The sequence below is a fragment of the Mesorhizobium kowhaii genome, assembly GCF_042431665.1.
GTDB classification, from domain to species: Bacteria; Pseudomonadota; Alphaproteobacteria; order Rhizobiales; family Rhizobiaceae; genus Mesorhizobium; species Mesorhizobium kowhaii.
The window spans coordinates 1-22,262 of record NZ_JBHLYT010000222.1; the positions used below are offsets into that span (position 1 = coordinate 1).

Annotated in this window: 18 protein-coding genes; 3 read left to right on the plus strand and 15 right to left on the minus strand. The window is 54.8% G+C overall.

Annotated features, from left to right (window positions below; genetic code table 11):
- A partial coding sequence (locus ACFFNA_RS39595; RefSeq protein ID WP_378924970.1) for an ABC transporter ATP-binding protein occupies positions 1-543 on the plus strand: 543 nt, incomplete at its 5' end.
- Positions 544-591: 48 nt separating this feature from the next.
- Positions 592-1,938, plus strand: a complete 1,347-nt coding sequence (locus ACFFNA_RS39600; protein WP_378925754.1) for an LLM class flavin-dependent oxidoreductase — start codon at positions 592-594, stop codon at positions 1,936-1,938.
- 470 nt (positions 1,939-2,408) lie between these two features.
- Here ACFFNA_RS39600 and ACFFNA_RS39605 read toward each other — a convergent pair whose 3' ends face one another.
- The 7 genes from ACFFNA_RS39605 to ACFFNA_RS39635 form a co-directional block, all read right to left on the minus strand.
- Positions 2,409-2,645: a hypothetical protein gene (locus tag ACFFNA_RS39605; protein WP_143748446.1), complete on the minus strand. Its 237-nt coding sequence runs from the start codon at positions 2,643-2,645 to the stop codon at positions 2,409-2,411.
- A 76-nt stretch (positions 2,646-2,721) separates the two neighbouring features.
- The gene (locus tag ACFFNA_RS39610) at positions 2,722-4,035 is read right to left on the minus strand and encodes an O-antigen ligase family protein (protein ID WP_378925757.1); all 1,314 of its coding nucleotides are present in this window, start codon (positions 4,033-4,035) and stop codon (positions 2,722-2,724) included.
- Positions 4,032-5,171, minus strand: coding sequence for a tetratricopeptide repeat protein (locus ACFFNA_RS39615; RefSeq protein ID WP_378925760.1), 1,140 nt, complete (start codon positions 5,169-5,171; stop codon positions 4,032-4,034). The genes ACFFNA_RS39610 and ACFFNA_RS39615 overlap by 4 nt, the downstream gene beginning before the upstream one ends.
- A 7-nt stretch (positions 5,172-5,178) precedes the next feature.
- Positions 5,179-7,554 carry a GumC family protein gene (locus ACFFNA_RS39620; RefSeq protein WP_378925762.1) on the minus strand — a complete coding sequence of 792 codons (2,376 nt, stop codon included), beginning with the start codon at positions 7,552-7,554 and terminating at the stop codon, positions 5,179-5,181.
- A 45-nt stretch (positions 7,555-7,599) separates the two neighbouring features.
- Positions 7,600-8,376, minus strand: coding sequence for a polysaccharide biosynthesis/export family protein (locus ACFFNA_RS39625; protein WP_378925764.1), 777 nt, complete (start codon positions 8,374-8,376; stop codon positions 7,600-7,602).
- Complete coding sequence (locus ACFFNA_RS39630) at positions 8,373-9,185, minus strand: tyrosine-protein phosphatase (RefSeq protein WP_378925766.1); 813 nt, start codon at positions 9,183-9,185, stop codon at positions 8,373-8,375. Before ACFFNA_RS39630 ends, ACFFNA_RS39625 begins: the two co-directional genes overlap by 4 nt.
- A 339-nt stretch (positions 9,186-9,524) precedes the next feature.
- A complete protein-coding gene (locus tag ACFFNA_RS39635; protein WP_378925768.1) occupies positions 9,525-10,034 on the minus strand; it encodes a hypothetical protein in 510 nt (169 codons plus the stop codon).
- Between the two features lie 763 nt (positions 10,035-10,797).
- Between ACFFNA_RS39635 and ACFFNA_RS39640 the strand changes: the two genes are divergently transcribed.
- Positions 10,798-12,672 (plus strand): hypothetical protein, encoded by a 1,875-nt coding sequence (locus ACFFNA_RS39640; protein ID WP_378925771.1) that lies wholly within the window; start codon positions 10,798-10,800, stop codon positions 12,670-12,672.
- 3 nt (positions 12,673-12,675) lie between these two features.
- Here the strand turns inward: ACFFNA_RS39640 and ACFFNA_RS39645 are convergent, their stop codons facing one another.
- The 8 genes from ACFFNA_RS39645 to ACFFNA_RS39680 form a co-directional block, all read right to left on the minus strand.
- A complete protein-coding gene (locus ACFFNA_RS39645; protein WP_378925773.1) occupies positions 12,676-13,947 on the minus strand; it encodes a hypothetical protein in 1,272 nt (423 codons plus the stop codon).
- 773 nt (positions 13,948-14,720) lie between these two features.
- Entirely contained in the window at positions 14,721-16,064 is a 1,344-nt protein-coding gene (locus ACFFNA_RS39650) for a DUF4910 domain-containing protein (RefSeq protein ID WP_378925776.1), read from the minus strand.
- Positions 16,057-16,857 (minus strand): AAC(3) family N-acetyltransferase, encoded by an 801-nt coding sequence (locus ACFFNA_RS39655; RefSeq protein WP_378925777.1) that lies wholly within the window; start codon positions 16,855-16,857, stop codon positions 16,057-16,059. Before ACFFNA_RS39655 ends, ACFFNA_RS39650 begins: the two co-directional genes overlap by 8 nt.
- Before the next feature lie 179 nt (positions 16,858-17,036).
- Positions 17,037-17,432, minus strand: a complete 396-nt coding sequence (locus tag ACFFNA_RS39660) for a hypothetical protein (RefSeq protein WP_378925779.1) — start codon at positions 17,430-17,432, stop codon at positions 17,037-17,039.
- Between the two features lie 283 nt (positions 17,433-17,715).
- A complete protein-coding gene (locus ACFFNA_RS39665; protein ID WP_378925782.1) occupies positions 17,716-18,909 on the minus strand; it encodes a glycosyltransferase family 4 protein in 1,194 nt (397 codons plus the stop codon).
- A gap of 10 nt (positions 18,910-18,919) precedes the next feature.
- Positions 18,920-20,050 (minus strand): non-hydrolyzing UDP-N-acetylglucosamine 2-epimerase, encoded by a 1,131-nt coding sequence (gene wecB / locus ACFFNA_RS39670; protein ID WP_378925785.1) that lies wholly within the window; start codon positions 20,048-20,050, stop codon positions 18,920-18,922.
- Between the two features lie 109 nt (positions 20,051-20,159).
- Positions 20,160-21,098 carry a dTDP-4-dehydrorhamnose reductase family protein gene (locus tag ACFFNA_RS39675; RefSeq protein ID WP_378925787.1) on the minus strand — a complete coding sequence of 313 codons (939 nt, stop codon included), beginning with the start codon at positions 21,096-21,098 and terminating at the stop codon, positions 20,160-20,162.
- Positions 21,099-21,231: 133 nt separating this feature from the next.
- The gene (locus tag ACFFNA_RS39680) at positions 21,232-22,260 is read right to left on the minus strand and encodes a polysaccharide biosynthesis protein (RefSeq protein ID WP_095204565.1); all 1,029 of its coding nucleotides are present in this window, start codon (positions 22,258-22,260) and stop codon (positions 21,232-21,234) included.
- Positions 22,261-22,262 lie beyond the last annotated feature (2 nt).

Genomic DNA, 22,262 nt, shown 5'->3' on the forward strand with positions numbered 1-22,262 from the left:
TCCGGCCGGCTCGAAACGCCCGATAAGAAATCGGTGGTGTTCCAGGATGCCCGACTGTTGCCATGGAAACGAGTGCTGGAGAATGTGATTCTTGGTCTCGACCTGCCGGACGCCGCCAAACGCGGGCGGGCTGCTCTCGAAGAAGTTGGCCTGGGCGGCCGTGAGAACGCTTGGCCGGTCGAGCTCTCTGGTGGCGAGCAGCAGCGGGTGGCATTGGCCCGCTCGCTGGTCCGTGATCCCGAACTGCTGCTAGCGGACGAGCCGTTCGGCGCACTCGACGCGCTGACCCGCCTGCGCATGCACGATCTGCTGCGTCAGCTTTGTGCCCGTCACCAACCGGCGGTCCTATTGGTCACCCATGACGTTGACGAAGCCGTGACGCTGGCGGACCGGGTTTTGGTTCTCGACAAGGGCGGGATCGTCGCCGACATCGCAATCGATATCCCAACGCCACGCGATCATGGCGATCGCCGGTTCGGCGAGATTCGCTCCGAACTTCTGCGTCATCTCGGCGTCGAGACGAAGCCTGTGCTGCCGGTCTGACCGGTCGAAAACCTGTCGCTCAGAGTCACCACCCAAGAGGACCCACATATGCCCGCCGAATCACGACAATTGAAGCTCAATCTTTTCATCTATCCTGGCGGCCATCATGAAGCTGGCTGGCGCTACAAGGATTCCGCCCCTGAGAGAGTGCTGGACATCGCCTATTATCAGGAACTGGCGAAAAAAGCCGAGGCGAGCAAGTTCGACGCGCTGTTCTTTGCCGATGGGCCGGCGCTCGCCGACAACATCCGTTACGCAAGCCGCTTCAGGCTTGAGCCGCTGACCTGGATTTCGGCGCTTGCCGCCGTGACGCAACGCATCGGCTTCATCGCGACCGCCTCGACCACCTACAACGAACCCTATAACCTCGCGCGGCTGTTTGCTTCGGTCGATCATCTGAGCGGTGGGCGCGCCGGTTGGAACATCGTCACGACGGGTGATGCGTCCGCGGCGTTGAATTTCGGCTTTGACCGACATCCATCCCATGCCGACCGTTACGAGCGCGCCGGCGAATTCGTTGATGTGGTGACCAAGCTCTGGGACAGTTGGGAGGACGACGCGCTCGTCTCCGATCGGGACTCTGGAATTTTTGCCGACACTGACAAGATCCACTCAATCAATCACATCGGCAAATATCATCGGGTGAAGGGTCCGCTCACGCTTCCGCGCTCACCACAGGGGCGTCCGGTCTACGTCCAGGCGGGTTCATCGGAAGACGGACGATCATTCGCAAGCCGCTATGCCGAGGCGATATTTACAGCCCATCAGACACTCGGCAACGCGCAGGAATTTTACGCTGATATCAAAGCGCGCGTGAAGTCGGTTGGCCGCAACCCTGATCACGTCAAGGTCTTGCCCGGCATCAGTCCCTTCATCGGTTCAACCGAGGCGGAAGCTCGGGCACTGCATGACGAGTTCAATGAGCTGACGCAGCCGGAATACTCTCTTCACCAGCTACGCCGCATCGTAGACGCCGACCTTTCCGGCTACGATCTGGACGGGCCATTTCCGCGCGAGCTCATCCGCGTTGAGGGCGAGCGCGGCGCAAGCAGCCGCTTCCACGTCGTACTCGACATCATTGAGCGCGAGAATCCAACCATCCGCCAGTTGCTGCACCGCCTCGCCGGGGCGCGCGGGCATTGGGTCCAGGCCGGGACACCCGAACAGATCGCCGACAAAATCCAGGAATGGTTCGACAATGGTGCCGCGGACGGCTTCAATATCATGCCGCCCTATCTACAGGGCGGGTTCGACATATTCGCCGAGGAGGTGGTGCCTATCTTGCGCAGGCGCGGACTTTTCCGGCACGACTATGACGGGGCAACGCTACGGGACCATTTCGGTCTGCCGCGCCCGCAAAACACATTCAGCGGACTGCAAAGAGCGACCGCTTGATGCATCATGAAGACCGAAAGGCCTGCTGTTTCCTTTTTCGGGATTCGCTGAGAAGTCTCCAGCTTAAACCCGATTAATGTGGTCCATCTGTCATATTTTCCAAGGCCCCTCTACGGTAGAGTTACCAGCAACGCAGGTAAGACGGCTCAGACCGTTACGCTCTTTACAAGAGGCAAATCTCCCGAGGGATCGTCAACATGATCCGGCGGTCGGAAGGATCCGCCGGCTGAAGGAGGTCGGTGCCAATGGAGGGGACAGGAGATGGATTGGATGATCCACGCCAGGCATGTGCACGGATTACCTCCCCAAAATGGCGAGCCGGTCACGGAATTGAGCCACCGTCGCGAGCTTTTCGAGGCAGTGGAGGCTTCGCTGTCTGCTGTCCGCAGGGCGAAGCGCGCAGCAGATGAGAACCTGCGGCGAGTGCACGGAGCGCCGGATAGCGCGTATCGAGCAGCTCGGCTCGCTCCTCATCGTCGACGATGCCATCTCGCATCTCGCAGGATTTCGTTTGTGCGCTCGTAGAGAGCCCGAATGATTGGCTGGTCGCTGATGTCGGCGTTGGTGGCAAGCCAGCTCTGCAGGAACTCAACCTCGGCTTGATTGATCAAACCGTCAGCCGCGAGGCCGCGAGCAATCCCGATCAACTCGTCGATCTGGCACGCCGCCATACGTTCGCCGCCGAGAAGATCAAAGTCTTTCCCCATGTCGCCCCCCCCACAGTGTCAAGTTCTGCTCTTGGAACTTGGAACTTACGTGCACCATTCACTGCCTGTGCGGCGCCTACGGAGACGCTGCAACGGGAACAAGCAGCTTGTCGCCATTGTGGTCAACTTCTACCAGTACCGGCTTTTGGTCCATGCGCTCCGTGATCCCGCGATGAAAGATGATGGCATTCATATAGGCGAAGGTCATCACGAGCGCGGCGGTGCGCAACGGGTAGTCGACCAGAGAATGCACAAGCAAGAACGCTACAGAAAGAAACGCTGCTTTCTGAAAGGAGTCCCGGCGAATTCTGGCAAACGCAAACAGAAGAAGGAATAGGTACAAAGCCATCAAGAGGGCAGCGATCACGCCGCCCTCGAAGGCAATTTCAAGATACTCGTTATGGGCATGGTTCACATACGATCTGAATATCATCCCTTCCTTTTCGTATATCTGGTAGGCCTTCTGAAAATTCCCAAAACCGACTCCGGCAACCCAATTCTCTTCTATTCCATCGATGGTCGTGCGGGCAAACTCCGCGCGTCCGAAGGCAGAATCAAGCTCCTTTGCATCGATCGTCGTCCATGCTCCTATCGTGTAGACGGAAAGCCCAACGAAGAGGGCAAATACGCTAAAGCCCCTTATACTCGAGCGAGCCGAGAGAAAGATGACGGACACCAGGGTGATGGCCAACCCGATAAGAACGCCGGCACGAGACCCTGCCGCCAAAAGGAGCAGCAGAAGTGCGATCAGACCAATCGCCCCGGAGAGGAGATGTCCACGGAACAGGCCGTAGTAGATAACGAAGGGAATGGAGACGAAAAGCAAAGCCGAAAAATGGTTTCGGTTGGCGAAAAGTCCTGCATTGATCGTGAATGGCAACAACCCCTCGATCGCGATGTTATCTGAGAGCGAATATTGAATCGCTCCTGCCAATCCGTTGCAGATTGCACCCATGAAAAAGAAGGGGAGCAGACCGTAGACTTGGTCGGAGCGCAAACGCATGACACCCAGGAAAAAAACTGCCGATGCTACCACGTACAGCAGACACTCGATCGTTCGCCCCACCCCGACGCTGATGAACCGAGTTTCATCAGTCAGCCAGGGACCACCGAGCAGCAGTCCCGGCCGCAGACCGACAAAAAGGCTTGCCGGCAGCGGAACGATTTGAAGTATAAGCAACGCCGCCGTCAGGAAAAGCAGCCAGAGAACTGACCCGGGCGTTGTTTGGGTTGACGTTCGAGACAAGGCAACCGCCGCAGAGATAAATGCCATGATCTCGATCAGCGTATCGGTATACAGGCCGCTGGCCGTACCGCCACCTATCAGCAAGGACGTGAACAGGACCGAGCCGAGGAGATATTTGTCCCATTCCGACGGTCGCGCGCTCAAGGTGAGATTCTCTCAATGTTCAATATGTGCATGACCAAGGTACCGACATAGCGAAACCGCCAACTGTCAGCTATTGCCGAGGTTTCCAACCGCAACAACTGCATGGGGCATACGTCCGGTCCAACAGAAAATCCCTGGCTTAGACTCTGACGATAGAACGTGCCCTCAGGAATGTTAAACCGCGCTATTTCGCCCGCCGAACCCACACATCTAATGGTCCAGAACAGTTCTTTGGGGAGCTTCAGGTCTCGTCCGGATGCGACCAAGGAAATTCTGTAGGAACCGGGCGGCAGCTCGATATATTGTTGGAGAGCAGTGTTCTTAACCGGCGTGTCCAAAAACCGAACCGTCGCCCCTCCCTCCCCTTCAACAGCATTTTGGGATGTCACGAACGTCACTTCGAGGCCTGACTGGTCGCGAACCTGCCAATCGAAAGGCTTCCCCCCGAACCCGGGTTCAAAGGTGCTGTTAAAAACATATCCACCCAGCTTTCGTTGGTCATCGGTCAGACTGAAGAGAAACAGCCGATAAGCCTGTTCATATTCCTTCTGCGCGATATACCCGGTGATTACGGAGGACAGTTCCCCCGATTTCGGTGGCGCACCGGATCCGACCAAGTCAAGGAGCAGCTGATTTGCAAAATCGAGCCCCGGGCGTGTTTTTCCAAGAGCGGAAAACAAGTTGGCCCGCCACGGTGCTCCCGCTGCAATTGATGCCAGCACGGCGTGATATCCGTCAGGGTTAGAAAGCATTGCCGGAAGGCCCTCGGCGACGGCCGGAAACTGATCCGGCCAGCGCCGCAGAAGTGTATCGAGCTCGTTTACAGCCTTCGACAGATCACCGATCTCGATCGAATGGCCTATGGATCTCTGGAGCGCATGGATCTCCGTTTTCGACAGCCTTCGTGCCTGATCGAAGAGCGCGTACGCGTCATCCTTCTTGCCCTGCCGGTATTCTATCTCGCCGATTAAGCTATAGAGGCGTGCATCTCCGACATTAAAGCGAAGTGCGCCTTTTGCCCTGGCGGCAAGCGCGTCAAGATCAGGGGGATTGGCGGTATCGTTCAGGTCATCGGAAATTTCGCCTATCAACGCGTCGACATTCACCGGATCCAGCGCCATTGAAACGGCTGGCATATCTGTCTCAAGGAGTCGACTTAGCCCTATCGACGAAGCCACTAATACTAGAACGGATGCGACGAACCAAATGCCTGAACGTCGAAGATCTTGGGCGAGTGGGCTGGTCTGCGCCGTCATCAACTTTACCCTCAAGTTTCTGGGTACTCGTGCCATAGTTATAATATTGATAGTTCATGTACTTATAGGCATAATTGTAGTCAAACTTGTTCACCGCAAACTTCGACATTGCTGCTCCAACCACGTTGGCGCCGGCAGCACGCAGACGCTTCAGGGCTGTCTTCGCCGACTTGCGGGTGACCTGCTTCGTCGAAACGACCATCAACGTACCCTCGGCTAGCCGGCTGAGAATAGGGGCATCCGACAGGCCGACGATCGGTGGAGCGTCGATTATCACCAGGTCGTACCGTTTACTGAGATTGGTCACGATCAACGCCATTTTCGGCGAAGACAGAAGATCCGCAGGATTGGGTGGAATGGTACCAGATGTCAGAACCGTCACATTGGGATATTTAGTTGACCGGAAGAGGCCAGCTAGGTCTTCCTTGCGGACAGTGTTAGTCAGCAGGTTGCTCAACCCGATCGTATTGTCGAGACCAAACAGTCGGTGAAGGTTCGGCTTTCGAAGATCGCCGTCGACAAGCAGCACTCTTGCTCCAAGTGCCGCGAAATCTTGACCAAGCTTGAACGCCGTCGTCGACTTGCCCTCCGCCGGCTCAGAACTCGTGACCAGAAGCGAGCGCGGCGCACCTTCAGCGCCGGAGAACTGTAGAGATGTTCGAAGCGACCGATAGGCTTCGGACAGACCTGACTTATGGTCCGCAATGCTGGCAATGAGCTCGCGATCATCGACGTGGGGCAAGATACCGAGCATCGCCAGTCCAAGTTCCTTTTCGATCTGCTCGGGATTGGTAAACGTGTTGTTCAGCAGCTCGATCACATAAATAATCGAGCTGCTGATCGCCATGAAGAGGGCCAATGCAATTGTGAGATTGATGCTCAGGCGCGGAGAATAAGGCGCCGTCGGCTGCGTCGCGAAATCCACGATCGCAGCACTCTGTGTCTTGAGCTCGGAACTGACTCCGACCTCATTTAACTTGGCAATAAGACTGTCATACTGAGACCGGTTTGAGTCGACTTCACGCTTAAGGATCGTATATTTGATATTCTTGTCATTGAAATCGACCTGCTGCCTTTCCATATCGACAAGTTTGGTTCTAAGGTCCGCTTCCTTGTTTTGAGCTTCCTGGTACTTGAGCCGCAGCGAATCGGTAATCGCCAGCACGCCGTTGTTATAAACGCGCTGCAGTTCTCTGATCTGGGCCTGCAATTGCTGCATTTCCGGAAAACCGGGCTTCAATATGCCGAGCTTCTGCTGATACTGGCTGTTGAGATCAGCCAACTTATCACTAAGCACCTGCAGGCCCTTGCTTTCGAGCACCGGGCCAAGGCTCGCACCGCGTCCCTTGTCGATCTGATCCACAACCGATCCGGCATCGGACCGCTCCTGGGTTGCCGTCTGGAGCGCCACATTGAGGGCCTCGATGTTCGATCCGATAAGCGACTTGTCGCTACCGGTGATCGTAATGCCCGCATCCCTCGCGTATGCGACGAGATCCTCCTCGGATTTCTGGAGCTTCTGCTTGACCTGTAAGACCTGCTCTTGGATGAATTGCCGCGCTAAATCAGACGTCGCGCTGGTTTGATCCAACCGCTGATCGATATAACTCTGTGCGACTTGGTTGGCCACGTCACTAGCATATTTCGGCTTCTGGTCCAAAAAGGTGATCGACAACAGACTTGTGTTGGTTACCAGATTAACCGTGAGATCGCTCAAAACGCGCTTGATCGCAATGGCTTCACGTTGTTCCGGAGTTTTCTCTTCGATTGAGGGAGCTTTTGAGATTCTGAATGCACGATAGAAAATGTTGCTTATCGAAAAATCCGGTGTCGGAAACAGGAAGTCCGGCTTTTCGCTAAGGCCCAGTTGGAAGACAACGCGTTGCGCCAATGCTCGGCTCTTCAACTTTTCACGGGCGGTCTGAAAGGCTCGGATATCGCTGCTTTCGGAAACCACCTCGATGTCCTGGAAGACCTTCGCCGAAGGGACTAAGACCTCCAGCTGCGTCGTTGCCTGATATTTGGGTGTCTGCATCATCGTCACGACGACGCCGGCAACAAGCCCGGCTGCCATCATCATGGCGATCAGCCATCGATAGTGGACAGCGTAGAAGAGCAGCTTGAGCGGATTAAAGCCCTGATCCTGTTCAGCATCGCGGCCGTAGGGGCTATAGTTTTGGCCGCTGTCATAGTAAAGATCCGAAGACAAGGCTTGGCCATGTCCCGGACCTGCTATTTGGTGTTGCCTGCTACGATCGAGCATAGTGCGGGCGGTCCTGGTTCATAAGGAGTTCACATGCCACCCGCGTCACGGCGCGAGTACGCCAATTCTCACTGCAGTTGACGCAACTCCGAGGGCGTCCTTCAGGTTGTTCAAGGCGATTTTCGATTTTGAAGGAAACACGACCACCTTGTCGCCACCGTAGATGCGTGGATTGGGGCTTTTACCAGCGCGAATGTTCTCGACATTATAGTTCGTCACGAGCGTATTTTGACCAATATTGCGATAAACAAAGACTTTTCCTGCGTCGCCAATAGTATTGAACCCACCGGCAAGAGCAATCGCGTCGATCAATGAAGCGTTGCTCGATACGGGGTAGATGCCGGCCTTGGTGACTTCGCCATCAACGGTTATGCGCTGTCCAATCGATTCCTTGACGAAAATTGTCACGTCCGGGGATTGCAGATATTGCGCGCCGTAAGCTGCTTCGATTTCCTTCTCCAACTGACGGACGGTTTTTCCTGCTGCCATCATTGTTCCGATCAGTGGAAGCGAAATTTGCCCGCTGGCGTCGACCTGAACCGTCCTGTTCAGATTGTCGACTTGGAACACATCGACCTCGAGCACGTCATTCGGCGACAATGGCTGCTCGCTGCCGTTCTGGCTATTTTGAGGAGCAGGAAGATCCTTCACAACCCGCAGAGCGCCACCGCTCGATAAGGGAACCGACGACGATGATGTGAGTTGCAGCGCGTCGATCGACGTCGGTGCCGTCGGCGAGCTGCTGGTGCAAGCCGACATGGTGAGGGAACCGAGCATCACGACTATAGCGGTCATGGCGCAGTTCATCGAATCGCGCATCATGAGGATACGCCCTTTAGCAAACGACCTATCCCCCCGAAGCGGCCGACCTTGTCGGGGCTTGGCATCTTTGCAAACGTACTTTTTCCAACAGGCTCAAGCGGCCGGTTCGCCAGTATGTCGCTCGGCCGCCTCACTACCATATTGTAAGCCTCATCTTCCCCACACCGCTTCGCGGCGACATCAAACGCTTGCGAAAGGCCAGGCCGACGGCGCTTAGCACCATGAGTATCGGATGCGATAATATCGACCCGGCCTTCGCCTAGCAGCTTTTCCGAGTAGTAGTGGGCGGTACGTCCGAAAGCGCCAACAACCGAGTCTGCAGTAAGCTGTATAAGGCACCCGAGCCTATTCAGCCGTTCGACCACGTCATAATTCGCCTTGATCCAGGTTAAACGCTCCGGGTGAGTGAGGATGGGGACGAACCCGGCCTCTATGAGGCGCATAGCAAGTTCTTCCAACCGCGGCGGTAACACGTGGTGAGGCGGCTCGAACAGAAAATAGCGCGACCTGTTTAAAGTCGGCACCTTGCCGAGGGTCAGCTGATTAGGAAGATCTGGGGCTATATGGACGTCGGCACCCACATAGAGAGCCAGCGGTATGTCGGCGCGCCGCAACGCTTGCTCCAACGAATGGACCGCTCGAACGATATTCTCTGTCCCGTTTTCGTACATGCCGGGTACGACATGGGGCGTGCACGCCATATGGGTCGTCCCGTCGGCCACCGCCAACCTCGCCATTTCCAGCGATTCGGCGATATTGGGCGAGCCGTCGTCGAGATCAGGCAAGATATGAGAATGCAGGTCGATCATAAGCGTTTCTGGCCACGTGAGGGCAAAACTGCGATTTCGCTGCGAAAGATGAATACAAACGTATCCGCCGCTTGATCGCGATTGAAACGGTTGAAACCCGCACAGTGGCGGCCGCGAAATTCCAGCTACCTGCTGTCAGAATTTTCGTCACCTTGAAGTCTTGGGAGGAGTGCAGTTGCACCACCCACAGCCATCGCCCAACAGCACGGGGCACGAGCCGGGGTGGTACTAGCAGCAGTGACTGTCGCCCCTGGAGCATTGGGCGACACGCACATACCAGCCTGCATTTGATTGACGTTCAGCGACGCAAGACAATGAACTCATTACCTCACAATCGCCCTAGCGGCTCACGCCATTATCATCGTCCTGAGTTGCCGTGAGAACTCCAGCAGTGATAAGCGCGCCTGCAAAAAACTGCTCAGGCAAGCCAAATGCAAACTTGCGGGACGGGTCAATGGCACCCGTGTGCTCGGGGCTTACAGCGGCTGCGGTGTGTTCGGGATTCACCACCTTGAGACAGATTTTGTTTTCGATACGCGAAATGTCGAGACTTGCATTCGCCGGCACGCTCAGCCTGCAATCACCAACCTGAACGGACGCCGAGCCCTTGGCGCCAACCACCAAGCGACTACCGAAGTCCAAAGCGCTTCCGGCTTTGGCAGGCACATAACCGGCCGTCTGCGAAACCATCACGTTGCCAGTTACATTTCGGATCGATCCGATCGGCTTTGCCGGCCCCGGATAAGCCGTCGCACAACTACACGACGCGTCCTGAGCGAAAGCTGAAACTGAGCCAAAACCGACCAAAGTGACCAACCCGGCCAACGCACTCTTTAAGATAACGTTCATCTGCTTCGATCCTTTGTTTGCGTCGTCAAGACGCGCCCAAGTCAATGTTTGCGATTAGCGCGTAACAGTTTTTGGTTCTGATTCCAACCTATTTCGCACATGCGAGATAATCTTTTGATTTCAGCCGTGTCTGTTTGAGCACACTATATTAGGCATAACGAATTAACGTTATATTTCTGCATCTCAAGTAAATCATACAGTTTCATCGTACTGGCTCAACGCCTGTTCATTATGACAATAATAATGTCAAATTGTCGATACGTCATAAACGTCGCACTGTCGATGAAAGTTTACGCGCAGGACAATGGTTCGTCGGTTCCCCGTAAGATATCGCCTTTCTGACTCTTTCTTTTCAATTTTAAACATGACGATGAAGTGGTATGTCATTCCATTAGAAGCTACCGTCGATTTTATGGCAATTCTCTATGCGCAGCGAGATCACTTTTATTGACTGCCATTCTTGATATATTCTTCGCACTCTTTTGGTACCGACCGCGCGGCATCCCCAGTATTCTTCGCCATGTGCGCGCTGGCGAGAACGAGACACTCTCTTCAAGCAGAAGCCATGAGGGGAACATCTCACAGAATGTCATCGTCGAGAGCTTGTAGACGCTCCCGGGAGTGACGTCCGACTAAGATCTGCCTAATTTCAAGCAGCATACTATGGGTATTGGGCATCAGGCTTCTGAGCGGCACCTCGACGGTGAAGCGCCATCATAACGTACTGCGCACCCCTCACAGAACTGCGACAAGGGAACGAAATATGGACCGTCGGCAATTTCTCAGCGCAACGCCGGCTCTTGGTCTGGCCACGTCGATCCCGACCGGCCCACCGGACGCCACAAACGCGAAGACATCACCCCCATCCAGCTTTGCGACTGTCGCAGCCTGTCTGGCTGATACCTTGCTTCGGTATTTAGACGGCGTTGGCAAGGCGCAGATCCGCGCCGGTGAAATCGTTCGGGCTCAAGGCTTCCGCTACCAGGTAGCGCCGTCTGCTGCCAGGGACCAGCACATAACAACAGCAGGTGGAGTGAAGCTATATGTTCTTCCAGGAGAGGGAGGTTTCAATGTCCTAGCGTTCGGGGCCACAGGCGACTACAACAATTTCACAGGTATCGGCACGGACGACACATTGCCAATACAGGCGGCCTTCAAGGCCGCCATGACGCTCGGCCTTCACGTCCACCTCCCAGGTCGCCAATACCGGATCACCGACACCATATCCATGCCGGACACTGATTATAAGCTCGCGTTCAAGGTCACTGGCGACAGCGGCAACTCGACCCGCATCTGGTTTGACAATGCGGTGGCCCACAAGAACATGTTTTACGGTGACCTCGACGTCAACTACATCAATTTTGAAGACATTGAGCTCCTGGACAAGACTCCCGGTACATCAAGGGCAATTCAGTTGGTTGGCACCGTGTCGGGCGGCCCGGCGTGGAAGCACCTCTTCAAGGGTATTCGTATTGTTGGGTTCCGTGAGGGAGTGCGGTTCGACGGCGGGGCAACTATCGTTGCAGATGCATATCAGTCAGAGGTGATGTTCCTGCACAGCAAGTTCAAGAATTGCAGGAAGAGCCTCATCTACAATAACATCCAGGCCGTCAATCACCAGTTGATTGGCCTCGACATCGAGAACGATGAGGCGGACGACGCAACCGAAAAATGGCCGATGATCGTGTTCGAACGCGGTACCTTCATCAACCACGTAGGCGGCTCGGTGATCGGCTATGGTCCTTATGTGTCCTTTACTTACCCCGATTTCGGTGGTGCGTTCCAGGTAACCGGACAGTTTGCAAGCAGAGGTGTTCGGATGGAGGCCCGTGGGGACGGCCCCTTTATCGACCACAATACCGCGAGCGTGATCACGACAAGCAACGCCTTCCGGCTGCACTTCGAAGACATGGGCATCATGGGGAGCCACTCCACAGCTCCCGTTCTGGCTAGGTTTGGCGGCCGTGTGTATGCTCGATTTGACAATGTGCACACCAACGTTTCCATGGAGGTGCAGGCCTACATGACCGTTAACCTCGGCGCGAACTCCGAGAACGGTAAAATTGAACTAAATCGGTGCCGGCTCTTGAATTACAAGCGCGTGGCAGACCAGACGGCCTATGGAAGCGGCGCTGTCCTCGCCTCCGATCGAAGAGCTATTCCGGCTGAGATCAGCATGCAACAGGAGGGCCATGCAGGGGCCGTGGTGGATGGCTACTACCAACTCATTGCCGACCGGAAGACAATCTACTCCGGGAACTGGCAAGTCGCCGAGCTCAAGACCTTGACGTGGGCACCGAACGACGTCAGCGGCTTTGGTAGTGGAAGCAACCCTGCCACGTTACAGGTTGTCCTCCCGAAGTACGCACGGCCCTGTAAGTTCCGGCTGTTGCGTGATGACGTTAACGCCGGCTTGACCTACGTATTGGAACTCTACTTTGTTGTGGCCGGCAAAGACATTTTGGTGGCCACGCTCGAACCAACGGATGGAGGACACTTCGAAACGAACATCAGAGGCGCCTCAAAGGCTCTGGTGAACTGGATCGCCGACGGCCTTGACTGGGACGGCAAAATGAAGATTGTCAAATCAGGAGCGCGCGACGGTTTTGTCGGCCTGATCATGGTCGACTATATGTAGTTTCTATCCGTTGCGAGGCCGGGGCTGCCGGCCGCCTGGCTCCCAAACTTTTCCTAAACGTGAGAGGGCCAAGATTGGGAAAATTACGAACCACGCACGGGCCCCAAACGCAGCCATGCCGCCCCAAAAATAGGTTAGAAGGGTCGCATCAAATGCGATTAGAGCCGCTACGCTGTCATTTCCTGAAAGCCAAGCGATTGCTCTCCTCGTCAGGATAATTGCTGTAAGTATAACCATCAATCCTATGGGGTAGGCATCCCCCAGGGTGAACAGCTGATCACCTACAAACCCTAATGACACATTGTAATCGTCCCCTACACCAATACGACCCCAAAGGAGGTCAACAGAATAATATCCAGCCCCTACTGGTTTGCTAAGCCATTCGTCTCGCGGAAACCAATTTAAAAAAAACAATTCCAGTTGCTTAAGGTAAGGTGCCATCCCAACGTCGCCATAACGCAAACCCGACCGAAGATACTCTGTGAACCTCATATGGTCAGTGACACCGATGGCGGCGGCACTGGTTATGCTGTTAACCTCTTCACCTCTCACTACCATTGCCCACCCCAGCAGAGCGGGCATAGCCAGCACGAGATATGAAAACTTGATGCCGATCCGGTGGTACGAGCACAACATCGCAAACGGCATAATAAGATATGCGGCAACGGCAAGCCTCCCGTAGCCTCCCCAATACAAAAAGAGGTTCCCCAAAATGGCGATCTCAAACAGTAGAAATACGAAAACGGATCCACGCCTTTCCTGACCGCGCTGAATCAGCGACTCCTGGAAATACAACGCAATACCAATGGGTATCATCAGGCTCATTTCAGGCCGCGGTGCTACAACTCCCACCAATACGATGGACAACAGGCCAACAGCGAGTCCGCACCACTGAAGCCATGTATTTCTCTCGTATAAGAGCGGGATAAAGTCAGGCGTATTATCGAACCGGCGCAGAACGTCAGTGAAAATAACGAAAATAGAAATAATTACTGATGCATCTATTCCATCGAAAATAAGAAGGTTCGGAGCGAACGGCACGTACAACAGCAGGAACGAAACTCCAATCGCCAAATCGAGAGATGATCGAAAGTACCTGAGACAAAGTCTGGCGGTTTGGAACGCCACTAGAGCGAATAAATACTTAGATGTATATATCTCGGTGATCGACTGCCCCACAAAGCAAAGCGCAATCGTAACGTAGGTTAGTATAGTGAATGCTGAACTGAGCGCCGCTCCCTCATCTTTGTTGCTTACACCGGTAGGCTTATACATTGCTGCTGACACGCCTGCCGTCCCTCAATCGCTTAGCCGGTTCGAACATAGGCCTTCCTTATCGTCCAGCAGGGATCCAAGCAAACAGCGGGCGGAAAACGCCGTCGCAAGGAGTCACCGCTTGCACACCAAGCCACCCGGAACCTCACTGCTGCCGCATCAACTCCGAAAGACCAGCAGTTCGAGGTCCAGCTTTTTGACCTTGGCGCAATAGGCTCGATTGCAATTTTCACCTCAAACACCAAGCGAGCTCGCGTGGTCGGCGTTGAACAAGGAAAGTGTCCGTAGCTTCCCTTTTCGTCGTTCCGCCGCTCTTCATATCAATCGAGATTAGCAAGCTTTGTAAATCGCCCCAATCTGACCAGGTTGGCCACAGAGTAGGCCCTTTTGAGTGAAAACAGCAGCCAAGTCACCACCGTCCGGCATTAAACACTGGACGACCACTGCATCTCCCAACCTAGTTCCGGTCTTCCCATCGCAGGGAGTTCCTGAGCCGACCGGCTTGCAATTCAAAACCATTCCCTGAAAATCTCGCCGCGCTGCGTCCGTAACCATTCCACGTAAGGCCATCGGTTTTGTTGACGCGGCACCGCACAGGACAATCTTGCGGCCCCCAACCCGAAGATCGTCTATCGAAGGAATGTTTAGGTGCCCGGTGAATGGCGAAAGCGTGACGTATGGCGGTGGACGTGGTCTGCCTTTCTGCGAGACAATGACAGCCATGAAGCCAACCACAAACACCAGCCCGACAATGGGAATAGCGATCAACTTATTCATCGATCTTCCGTGGTGCAGGCGATGCGATGAGCATCCAGTCTGGCCCCGTGAAGCCGGAAAGGATTCCCCAACACAGGCTTGATAAGATCATGCTTGTGAAAAATATCCGCCAACTCAATGCATGCGCCGGGCGCCACACCGATCAGATCCGAAATGGCGATGATGTCATTCGTTCCATCGCAATAAGCCAAGAAGTTCATCCGTGTCCGCACCTCATCTTGTGCACTGCCGACACGAGAAAGACTCGGATAGAGCCCCCGCTTCCCGAGTTGCGGTTCGCCGAAAGTGGTAGCTCGCCATCGCTCGTTGTTCTCAATCAGTTCGATGCAACTGCGGTAGGCTTGAAAGCTTTCCTCCAGCCCATTTTGGGTTACAAACTTTAGGTCATCTAGAGAGGTGTGGTATTCTTGGAAGGTTCCGTATTTCGATCGCATGATCGATGCGACCGGAAGGTTTACAGTCGGCGCGCAGTATTGTCTTTCGTCACTCCCGCGTTCTAGAAAGCTGTAAACCTTGTGTTCGCGATCCCGTAAGACGGCCAGCGCCGCGCGATCAGCAAGTGTATTCCCCGATCGAGAGGGTAAGAAGGACCACGCGCGCTCGTCGCCTACACAAGTGACGATATAGCCTGCAATCGTCCGTTCCTGCATCGCCTCCAAGTGTTGGCTGAGGTAAATTATCGACCCGATCGTCTCTGGGATGAAGACGATACGATAGGTGTATTTGCGATTGGGAAGAGATGCAAGCCAGCGGGCCAGCGCTGTCGTCACCACCGGCCCGGATAGTTCGTTATTAGCCATGGACGGATGGCAAATATAGGTGGAAAGAAGAACTTCCTCTTTCCGTTCACCAGGCAGGATGACGTCGGCGAAGTCGAGGACACCATCGCGCAGATCGCTGTCGATCACGACCTTGTATCGGTCGTCGGTCAGTGCGGCTCTTTGGACTTCGGACAGGCAAAACCCCCATCGCTCGCTGTAATAGCTGGTGACATATGGGATGGCGGAGGGCTGGTCGGGCAGCGTGTAGAGATGCTTGTCTAAGTCATGGCGCGAAATGACGGCGTTGATGGGGGTCGAATAGCCGAGCACGTGCAGATTATTGCGCTTGAAATCGATTGCTCGGTTGCCGCTCATATCCTCGATGTACGCATCGCGGATCGTCCACTCTTTCGGCACAGTCCAATCGAATGCCTGATAGCCTGTCGGAACAAAATGTCGCCGCATCCCCGGTATTAGCTTGCCAAGGTAGTCCAGTGTATCCCGGACACCCTGGCCGGTCAGACTCCGGCACATAGGCCAAAGATCCTGCGCCCACTGATGCATACTCTGGTTATTCACTGTCGGTTTCCTTGCGGTAAAGCATACCGTGCGCGCGGCCTGAAGTGATGACGGACTCGGTTGCATCGAACATCACCCTGGCGCTAATTACCCGAAGCCCGGTGCCCTCGTTCGGGCGGGAACCTGAATACAGGCTGCTATTCCAAAGCTCCTCGCCCATGGGATCGACGTACGTCTTGACGCCTTCCTCGATGTTCCTAACAAAAAGGCCGAAAGTTCGGCTTTCAGTTACGCCCGCGGCATCGGTATAAGGACCAGTGAAGGCTTTGTGGTATCTATATGGAACGGCGCATATTTCCTCGACGTAGTGGTAGAAAGTCATCGAATGCTGATCGGGGAGATCGAGAGATGCGATTTTGCCATCCATCTCTCGTAAGACGGCAAACGGGCTGTCAGGGCCGTACCCGCTGAAATTTGTGATCCCTTCGAACTCGGCAGCTCTCTTCCCAATGGCAACAAACGAATAGATAGGATGGCCTGTTCGAACCGCGCCAGGATGAAGCCTAGCAGCTTCCGTCAAAGCCCCCATTTTGCTCGGGGACGACCTGATATCGAACGGCAAGCCTGTCGTGAAATCGAAATTGAACAGCGGGAACACCAACGTTCCTTCGAGGCCCACGGATTCTAAAAAGCTCCTCAGGATAATCTCCGTTGAAGGAGAGACTCCGGCAGCCTTAAGTCGCCCGAGAGTGCGCCTTGCGCTGGAATGAATTAGTACTACATCACGATTTTCGAGGCCGCTAGATCGCCATCCGTCAGCTAGACTACGCGTCGCAATATCGATTGCAGACATAGAGTTCTCTCTCCTCGTGTTTAAACATCCATCTGACGCGGCTTCGGATTAAAGCTGCTTGGGAGGTGCTTGACAGCGGCGGGTCAGGGCGCCCGCCGCTGGCCAAGAAGAGTTGAGAGCCACCGCATAGCTTGATCACGGATTCGGGATCCACGACAGCAATTTGGCTCTAGGAGTCGCTATTTGCCGTACCGGCGCTCCAGCGCGTCGGCGATGCGTTCGCAGAGCAATTCTGACGTCACGACTGTGAGGTGGAGACGGAGGCGGACTCCGTGTGGATCAACCAGGGTAGCGACAATACCACGATCAGAGTACTCGTCGAGGTCGTGAACATCGTGGATGATGAAGTCTTGTATTTCTCGAAGTCGCTTAGGGCGCTCATCCACCGTGTTCTCCCTCCAAATTGGTGGCTTTCCGGGCAGGCCGAGTCTCATTCGCTGGAGTTCGGCGTAGCTCTGGGCAAGGTCTTGAGCGTTGAATAAATGCAGAGTTACTTTGCCGTTTTCGACGACCTGAACAATCCATTGATCGTCGACATTTTTCAGCCGCACGTCATTCGGTTCTCCGGCAACCATACTGGCGATCCGTCTCAGCGATCAAAAAAGAGAAATGACAGAGGAAGCCCCAAGTCGCTGTGAAGACGGCATCGACAAAACCTCGGCATGTCGTTGAGCGCAGGGCTCCTGGTCACGCACCGCCGGAACCCGCCGCAGAAAATCGTCTCCCGAAATCATAGTTCGCCGCAGGCCTGGCCTATAGCCGAATGGTCGCGGTCGGCTATTGCGGGAGACAGGGAGCAGTCCGACCGCGAAGGGAAGGCCAGCGCCCTCCCCTTGAGACCAAGATCGCGCGCAATAATTATGGCTTGGAAAGGGCTTCTACGATTTGAGACACCGCCTGCTCGGCGGAAAACTGGCGATCGAACAATTGCCTGCAACGTCCGGGCAGGTCGGCATCCGTTTCAACTTGTACCAGTAGCCTTTCCGCCTTCGCCACCAGTTCATCCAGTTGATCGCTCTGGCACTCTTCGCCAACCCGCTCGTTTCGGATCAGCTCGGCCAAGTCGTTGCCTGGGTTCAAGCGCACGAGTGCAGGGAGGCCGTTTTGCATATATGTCAGGAACTTGCCCGGTATGTTGTGCGATCTATGGCGAAGATCCAACGAAACGATCCCAATCCGGCACTGTGCGTAGAGATCCGGAATTTCGTCGGGGTGGATCTCGTCGAAAAAGACCACGTTGGTGAGGCCGAGAGCTTGCGCCTTTTCCCTAAGTCTTCGGGCCTCGCTGCCCCGACCGACCAGCAGGAAACCTACGTCGATCCGTGAGGCCATTCTCTGCGCCAAGTCCAGTACAATGCCGACGCTTTGAGCCACCCCCATGTTGCCCGCGTACACGAACAGCTTACGCCCGGCCAACGGTGTCTCGCTGACGCGGATTGAACAACGCACGTTTGAAGGCTTGTCCAGCCAGTTCTGCAGCACCTCGAGGACGCACCCCGACTTCCGCCGCCACCGGTCGAAGTAAACAAGGTTGCCCGGCGTCTGGACGCCGATTACGTCAGCAACCGAGTATTGGTAGCGCGCGATAGAATCAAAGAAACGGTAGGGCAGACCGCGGCCCATCAGGCCCATATCAACCGCCCATTCGGGAAAGATGTCGCGAATGATCAGATATCCCTTGCAGCCGCTTTCGCGCTTAAGTGCGCTCGCCATAGGCCCATGGAAAATAGAGGGAGCATACCAAACGATCCCGTCCCATCGCTGGCCCGCCAGCGGGCTTTTGCGCAGATTGCGCAACATGGCAAAAGGCATGACGAACTCATTCCAGGTACGCCTCACATAGCCAATTTCCTTGGTAGGCGGCGCTCGCAGGCGCAGCACCGTTACACCGTCAAGCTCCTCAATTGCCCAGGGGCGGCCCAGATCGGCCGCCGGCAGCATGACCGTCAGCCGATGCCCTTGCCGCGCAAATTCGCGCGAAAGATCCCTCAGTTGTACCGCGCCCGACGTTCGCAGCGGCGGGAAAGTATCCGCAATCAAAGCGATCCGCATCTGGCGCCGCTCAGTACTTCTTCCACACAACTCGATTCACATAGTCAGTATAGCTGTGGATTATGCGAACCACCTTTTCGCTGACATTGGGGATGTTATAGTCGGCAACCAGGCGAAGCCCACGCTCCGCGCCACGCGGTTGGTTTTCCAAGATTGCAAGGCCCTGACATACCCGGTCGACGTCCAAGCCCACCATCATTACCGTACCTTCCTCCATCCCCTCGGGACGCTCATGCGCCTCGCGCAAGTTGAGCGCCGGAAAATTCAGGATGGAGGACTCTTCCGTGATCGTACCACTGTCGGACAGAACCGCTTTTGCATTCATCTGCAGATGCACATAGTCCAAGAAGCCGAAGGGCTTCATAAAGTGGATCCTCGAGTCCATTTGGAGGTTCAACGAGTTCAGCCGCGAACGGGTGCGTGGGTGCGTCGAACAAATCAGCGGAACGTCGTGTTCCTGCGCTATGTGATTGGCGATGTCAGCAATCCGGGTCATTTTATCCGGTGAGTCGACGTTCTCTTCGCGATGAGCACTGATTACGAAGTACTTCCCTCGTTCAAGAGAGAGCTGACCCAAGACATCCGATTTGTTGATTTCATCCATATAGTAATTTAGGACTTCAAGCATCGGGCTACCCGTCTTTATAATTTGATCGGGGGCAATCCCCTCTCGTAGCAGATAGTTTCGCGCGATGTCACTGTACGTGAGATGAATGTCGGCTACATGATCAACTATTCGGCGGTTTATCTCCTCCGGAACCCGAGAATCGAAACAACGATTGCCGGCTTCCATATGAAAAACAGGAATCCTCAATCGTTTGGCCGCAATTGCCGCGAGACAGCTATTTGTGTCCCCAAGCAACAAAACCGCCTCTGGCTGGCGCTCTCGGAGCACTTTGTCGGTCGCCTCGATTACGCGACCAATCGTTTCGGCGGCAGTGTTTCCTGATGCTTCAAGAAACACATCGGGGCGGCGAATCTTAAGCTGCTCAAAAAAAATTCCATTCAACTCATAGTCATAGTTCTGGCCCGTATGCACGAGACATTGGTCGCACGATTGATCCAACCGGTCGATGACACGCGACAAACGGATGATTTCGGGGCGCGTCCCGACGATCGTCATAACCTTCAGCTTGTTCACCAATCCACTCCCCACTTGAACTCTCCGGGCCGAGCGATGTTTTAGACCACCTGCCGAGGAAGCGAGCTACGTAGCAAATCCCCAAAGAGAAGCCGCTGTAATTCGCTTCCTAAGAGCGATCCTGATCTGTCAAAGCGTTAAGCTCTTTACTGCCGACGACCTGCTGGTTGTACTTGAGATAGCTCTTATGCATGGTCGACACGAGGTCCGGCCACGGATCGGGTAGAAAGCCCGTCGTCCTCCTAAATAGGTCAGAATTCAGGGAGCGATCGACCGTGACGGACGTGTCGGCAATAATATCTATTTCCTTGCCGTAGACCCTCGAGACCAACGACAGAAGATCGAATTTGTTGATAGGATCAGCTGAAACATGAAAAAGACCCCTCAATTCGGCATTTAACACGACAAAATCTTTGATCACGCGCGCTATCTCTACCGCGGGCAAGCCAGAAAAAACAGCATTCTTGTAGCCCTTCACCTGGCCTTTCTGACTCAAAAACCAGTCGACCAGACTTTTTGAGCTCTCCAGTTCGTGACCGATGATTGACGTGCGGAGTGTCACCGCATTCGGGTAATCGACCTCACCCAGAAACTTCGTTCTCCCGTACAAATCGTTGGCATCGGCAAAATCGGATTCCAGATAATTACCCTTGCTACCTGAGAAAACACAATCCGTGCTCACATGTACCAAACGGGCCCCGGCCACGCGGGAAAGCTGCGCCAAGCGATGAGGGAGAGAAGCGTTGATTGACAGCGACGTGAGATGGTTTCGCGAAGCCTCAAGCTGCTTGATGACTCCGACGCAGTTTACCACGACATCCGGTTGGATTTCGGCGAACACGGCTGTCAGATCTCCGTCGTTCCGAACATCGAGATTGGATATGAGGCTACCATGCTCGTGAGGCAGAAAATGGCGTTTTTTGGTCGATGATCGGAGGGTTCCAACGGTTGCGTATCGATGATCGGCCGAGAAGAACCGGAAGACCGCGTTTCCCAGCATACCTCCAGCGCCCAAGACAAGGATTCTGTTCGTTTTCACGTTACGCATCGCCTTTCTGGTGCGAACCTAAAACCATACCGATAAGAGATCTTTGTCTTAGACGCAGGCGGTTTGGTCCTCGCGAGCAAACAGCCAGATTTCAACGACCATTTCAAACGGGACCAAGGGCATGTCATCTGGCTCACTCTTCGGGTTCGACATGCTCGCCACGGACAATAGCTTGCACAAACCGAAGTTTCATCAATAAGGCCTGCATCTCCGCGACGTCCAATCTTGTGGTGTTGTGCGAGTTGTAATCTGTCGATTGCGAAATCTCGATCTCGCCTTGCTCGAAGAATTTTCCATAGTTCAGATCGCGCAAATCTGGTGGAACACGGAAGTAGTTGCCCAAGTCCTGCGCTGCCACTCTTTCCTCTCGGCTGAGCAGAGCCTCGAACAATTTCTCGCCGTGTCGCGTACCTATAATCCTGATCGGATGCTCAGGGGCCCCCAGCAGGCCGGTCAGGGCCCTGGCCAAGGTCTCAATCGTAGCTGCCGGGGCCTTCTGCACGAAGATCTCACCGGGATTGCCATGCTCGAAAGCGTAAAGCACCAGGTCGACCGCGTCGTCCAATGTCATCATGAAACGGGTCATGGCCGCGTCAGTGATTGTGATGGGCTGGCCGGCGCGAATTTGGTTTGTGAACAATGGAATTACCGAGCCGCGCGAAGCCATCACATTGCCGTAGCGGGTAGCGCATATGGCGGTTTTGTTGCTCGATCGCGACTTCGCGACGATGACCTTCTCCATCATCGCCTTGCTGATACCCATGGCATTGATTGGATACACCGCCTTATCCGTGCTCAGGCAGATCACACGCTCCACACCGCAGTTTATGGCGGCTTCCAGGGTGTTCTCCGTACCCAGCACGTTGGTCTTGACGGCCTCAAGCGGGTAGAATTCGCAGGACGGCACCTGCTTGAGTGCGGCGGCGTGATAAATGAAATTCACCCCTCGAACGGCGTTGAGGACGGACTGATAGTCGCGCACGTCCCCAATATAGAATTTGACCTTGGGGTTGTTGTATTTCTTGCGCATGTCGTCCTGCTTCTTCTCATCCCGGCTGAAGATGCGGATTTCAGCTAAATCGGAATCGAGAAATCGGCGCAAAACGGCATTTCCGAATGAACCAGTGCCGCCGGTTATGAGGAGGGTCTTGCCGGTAAACATCG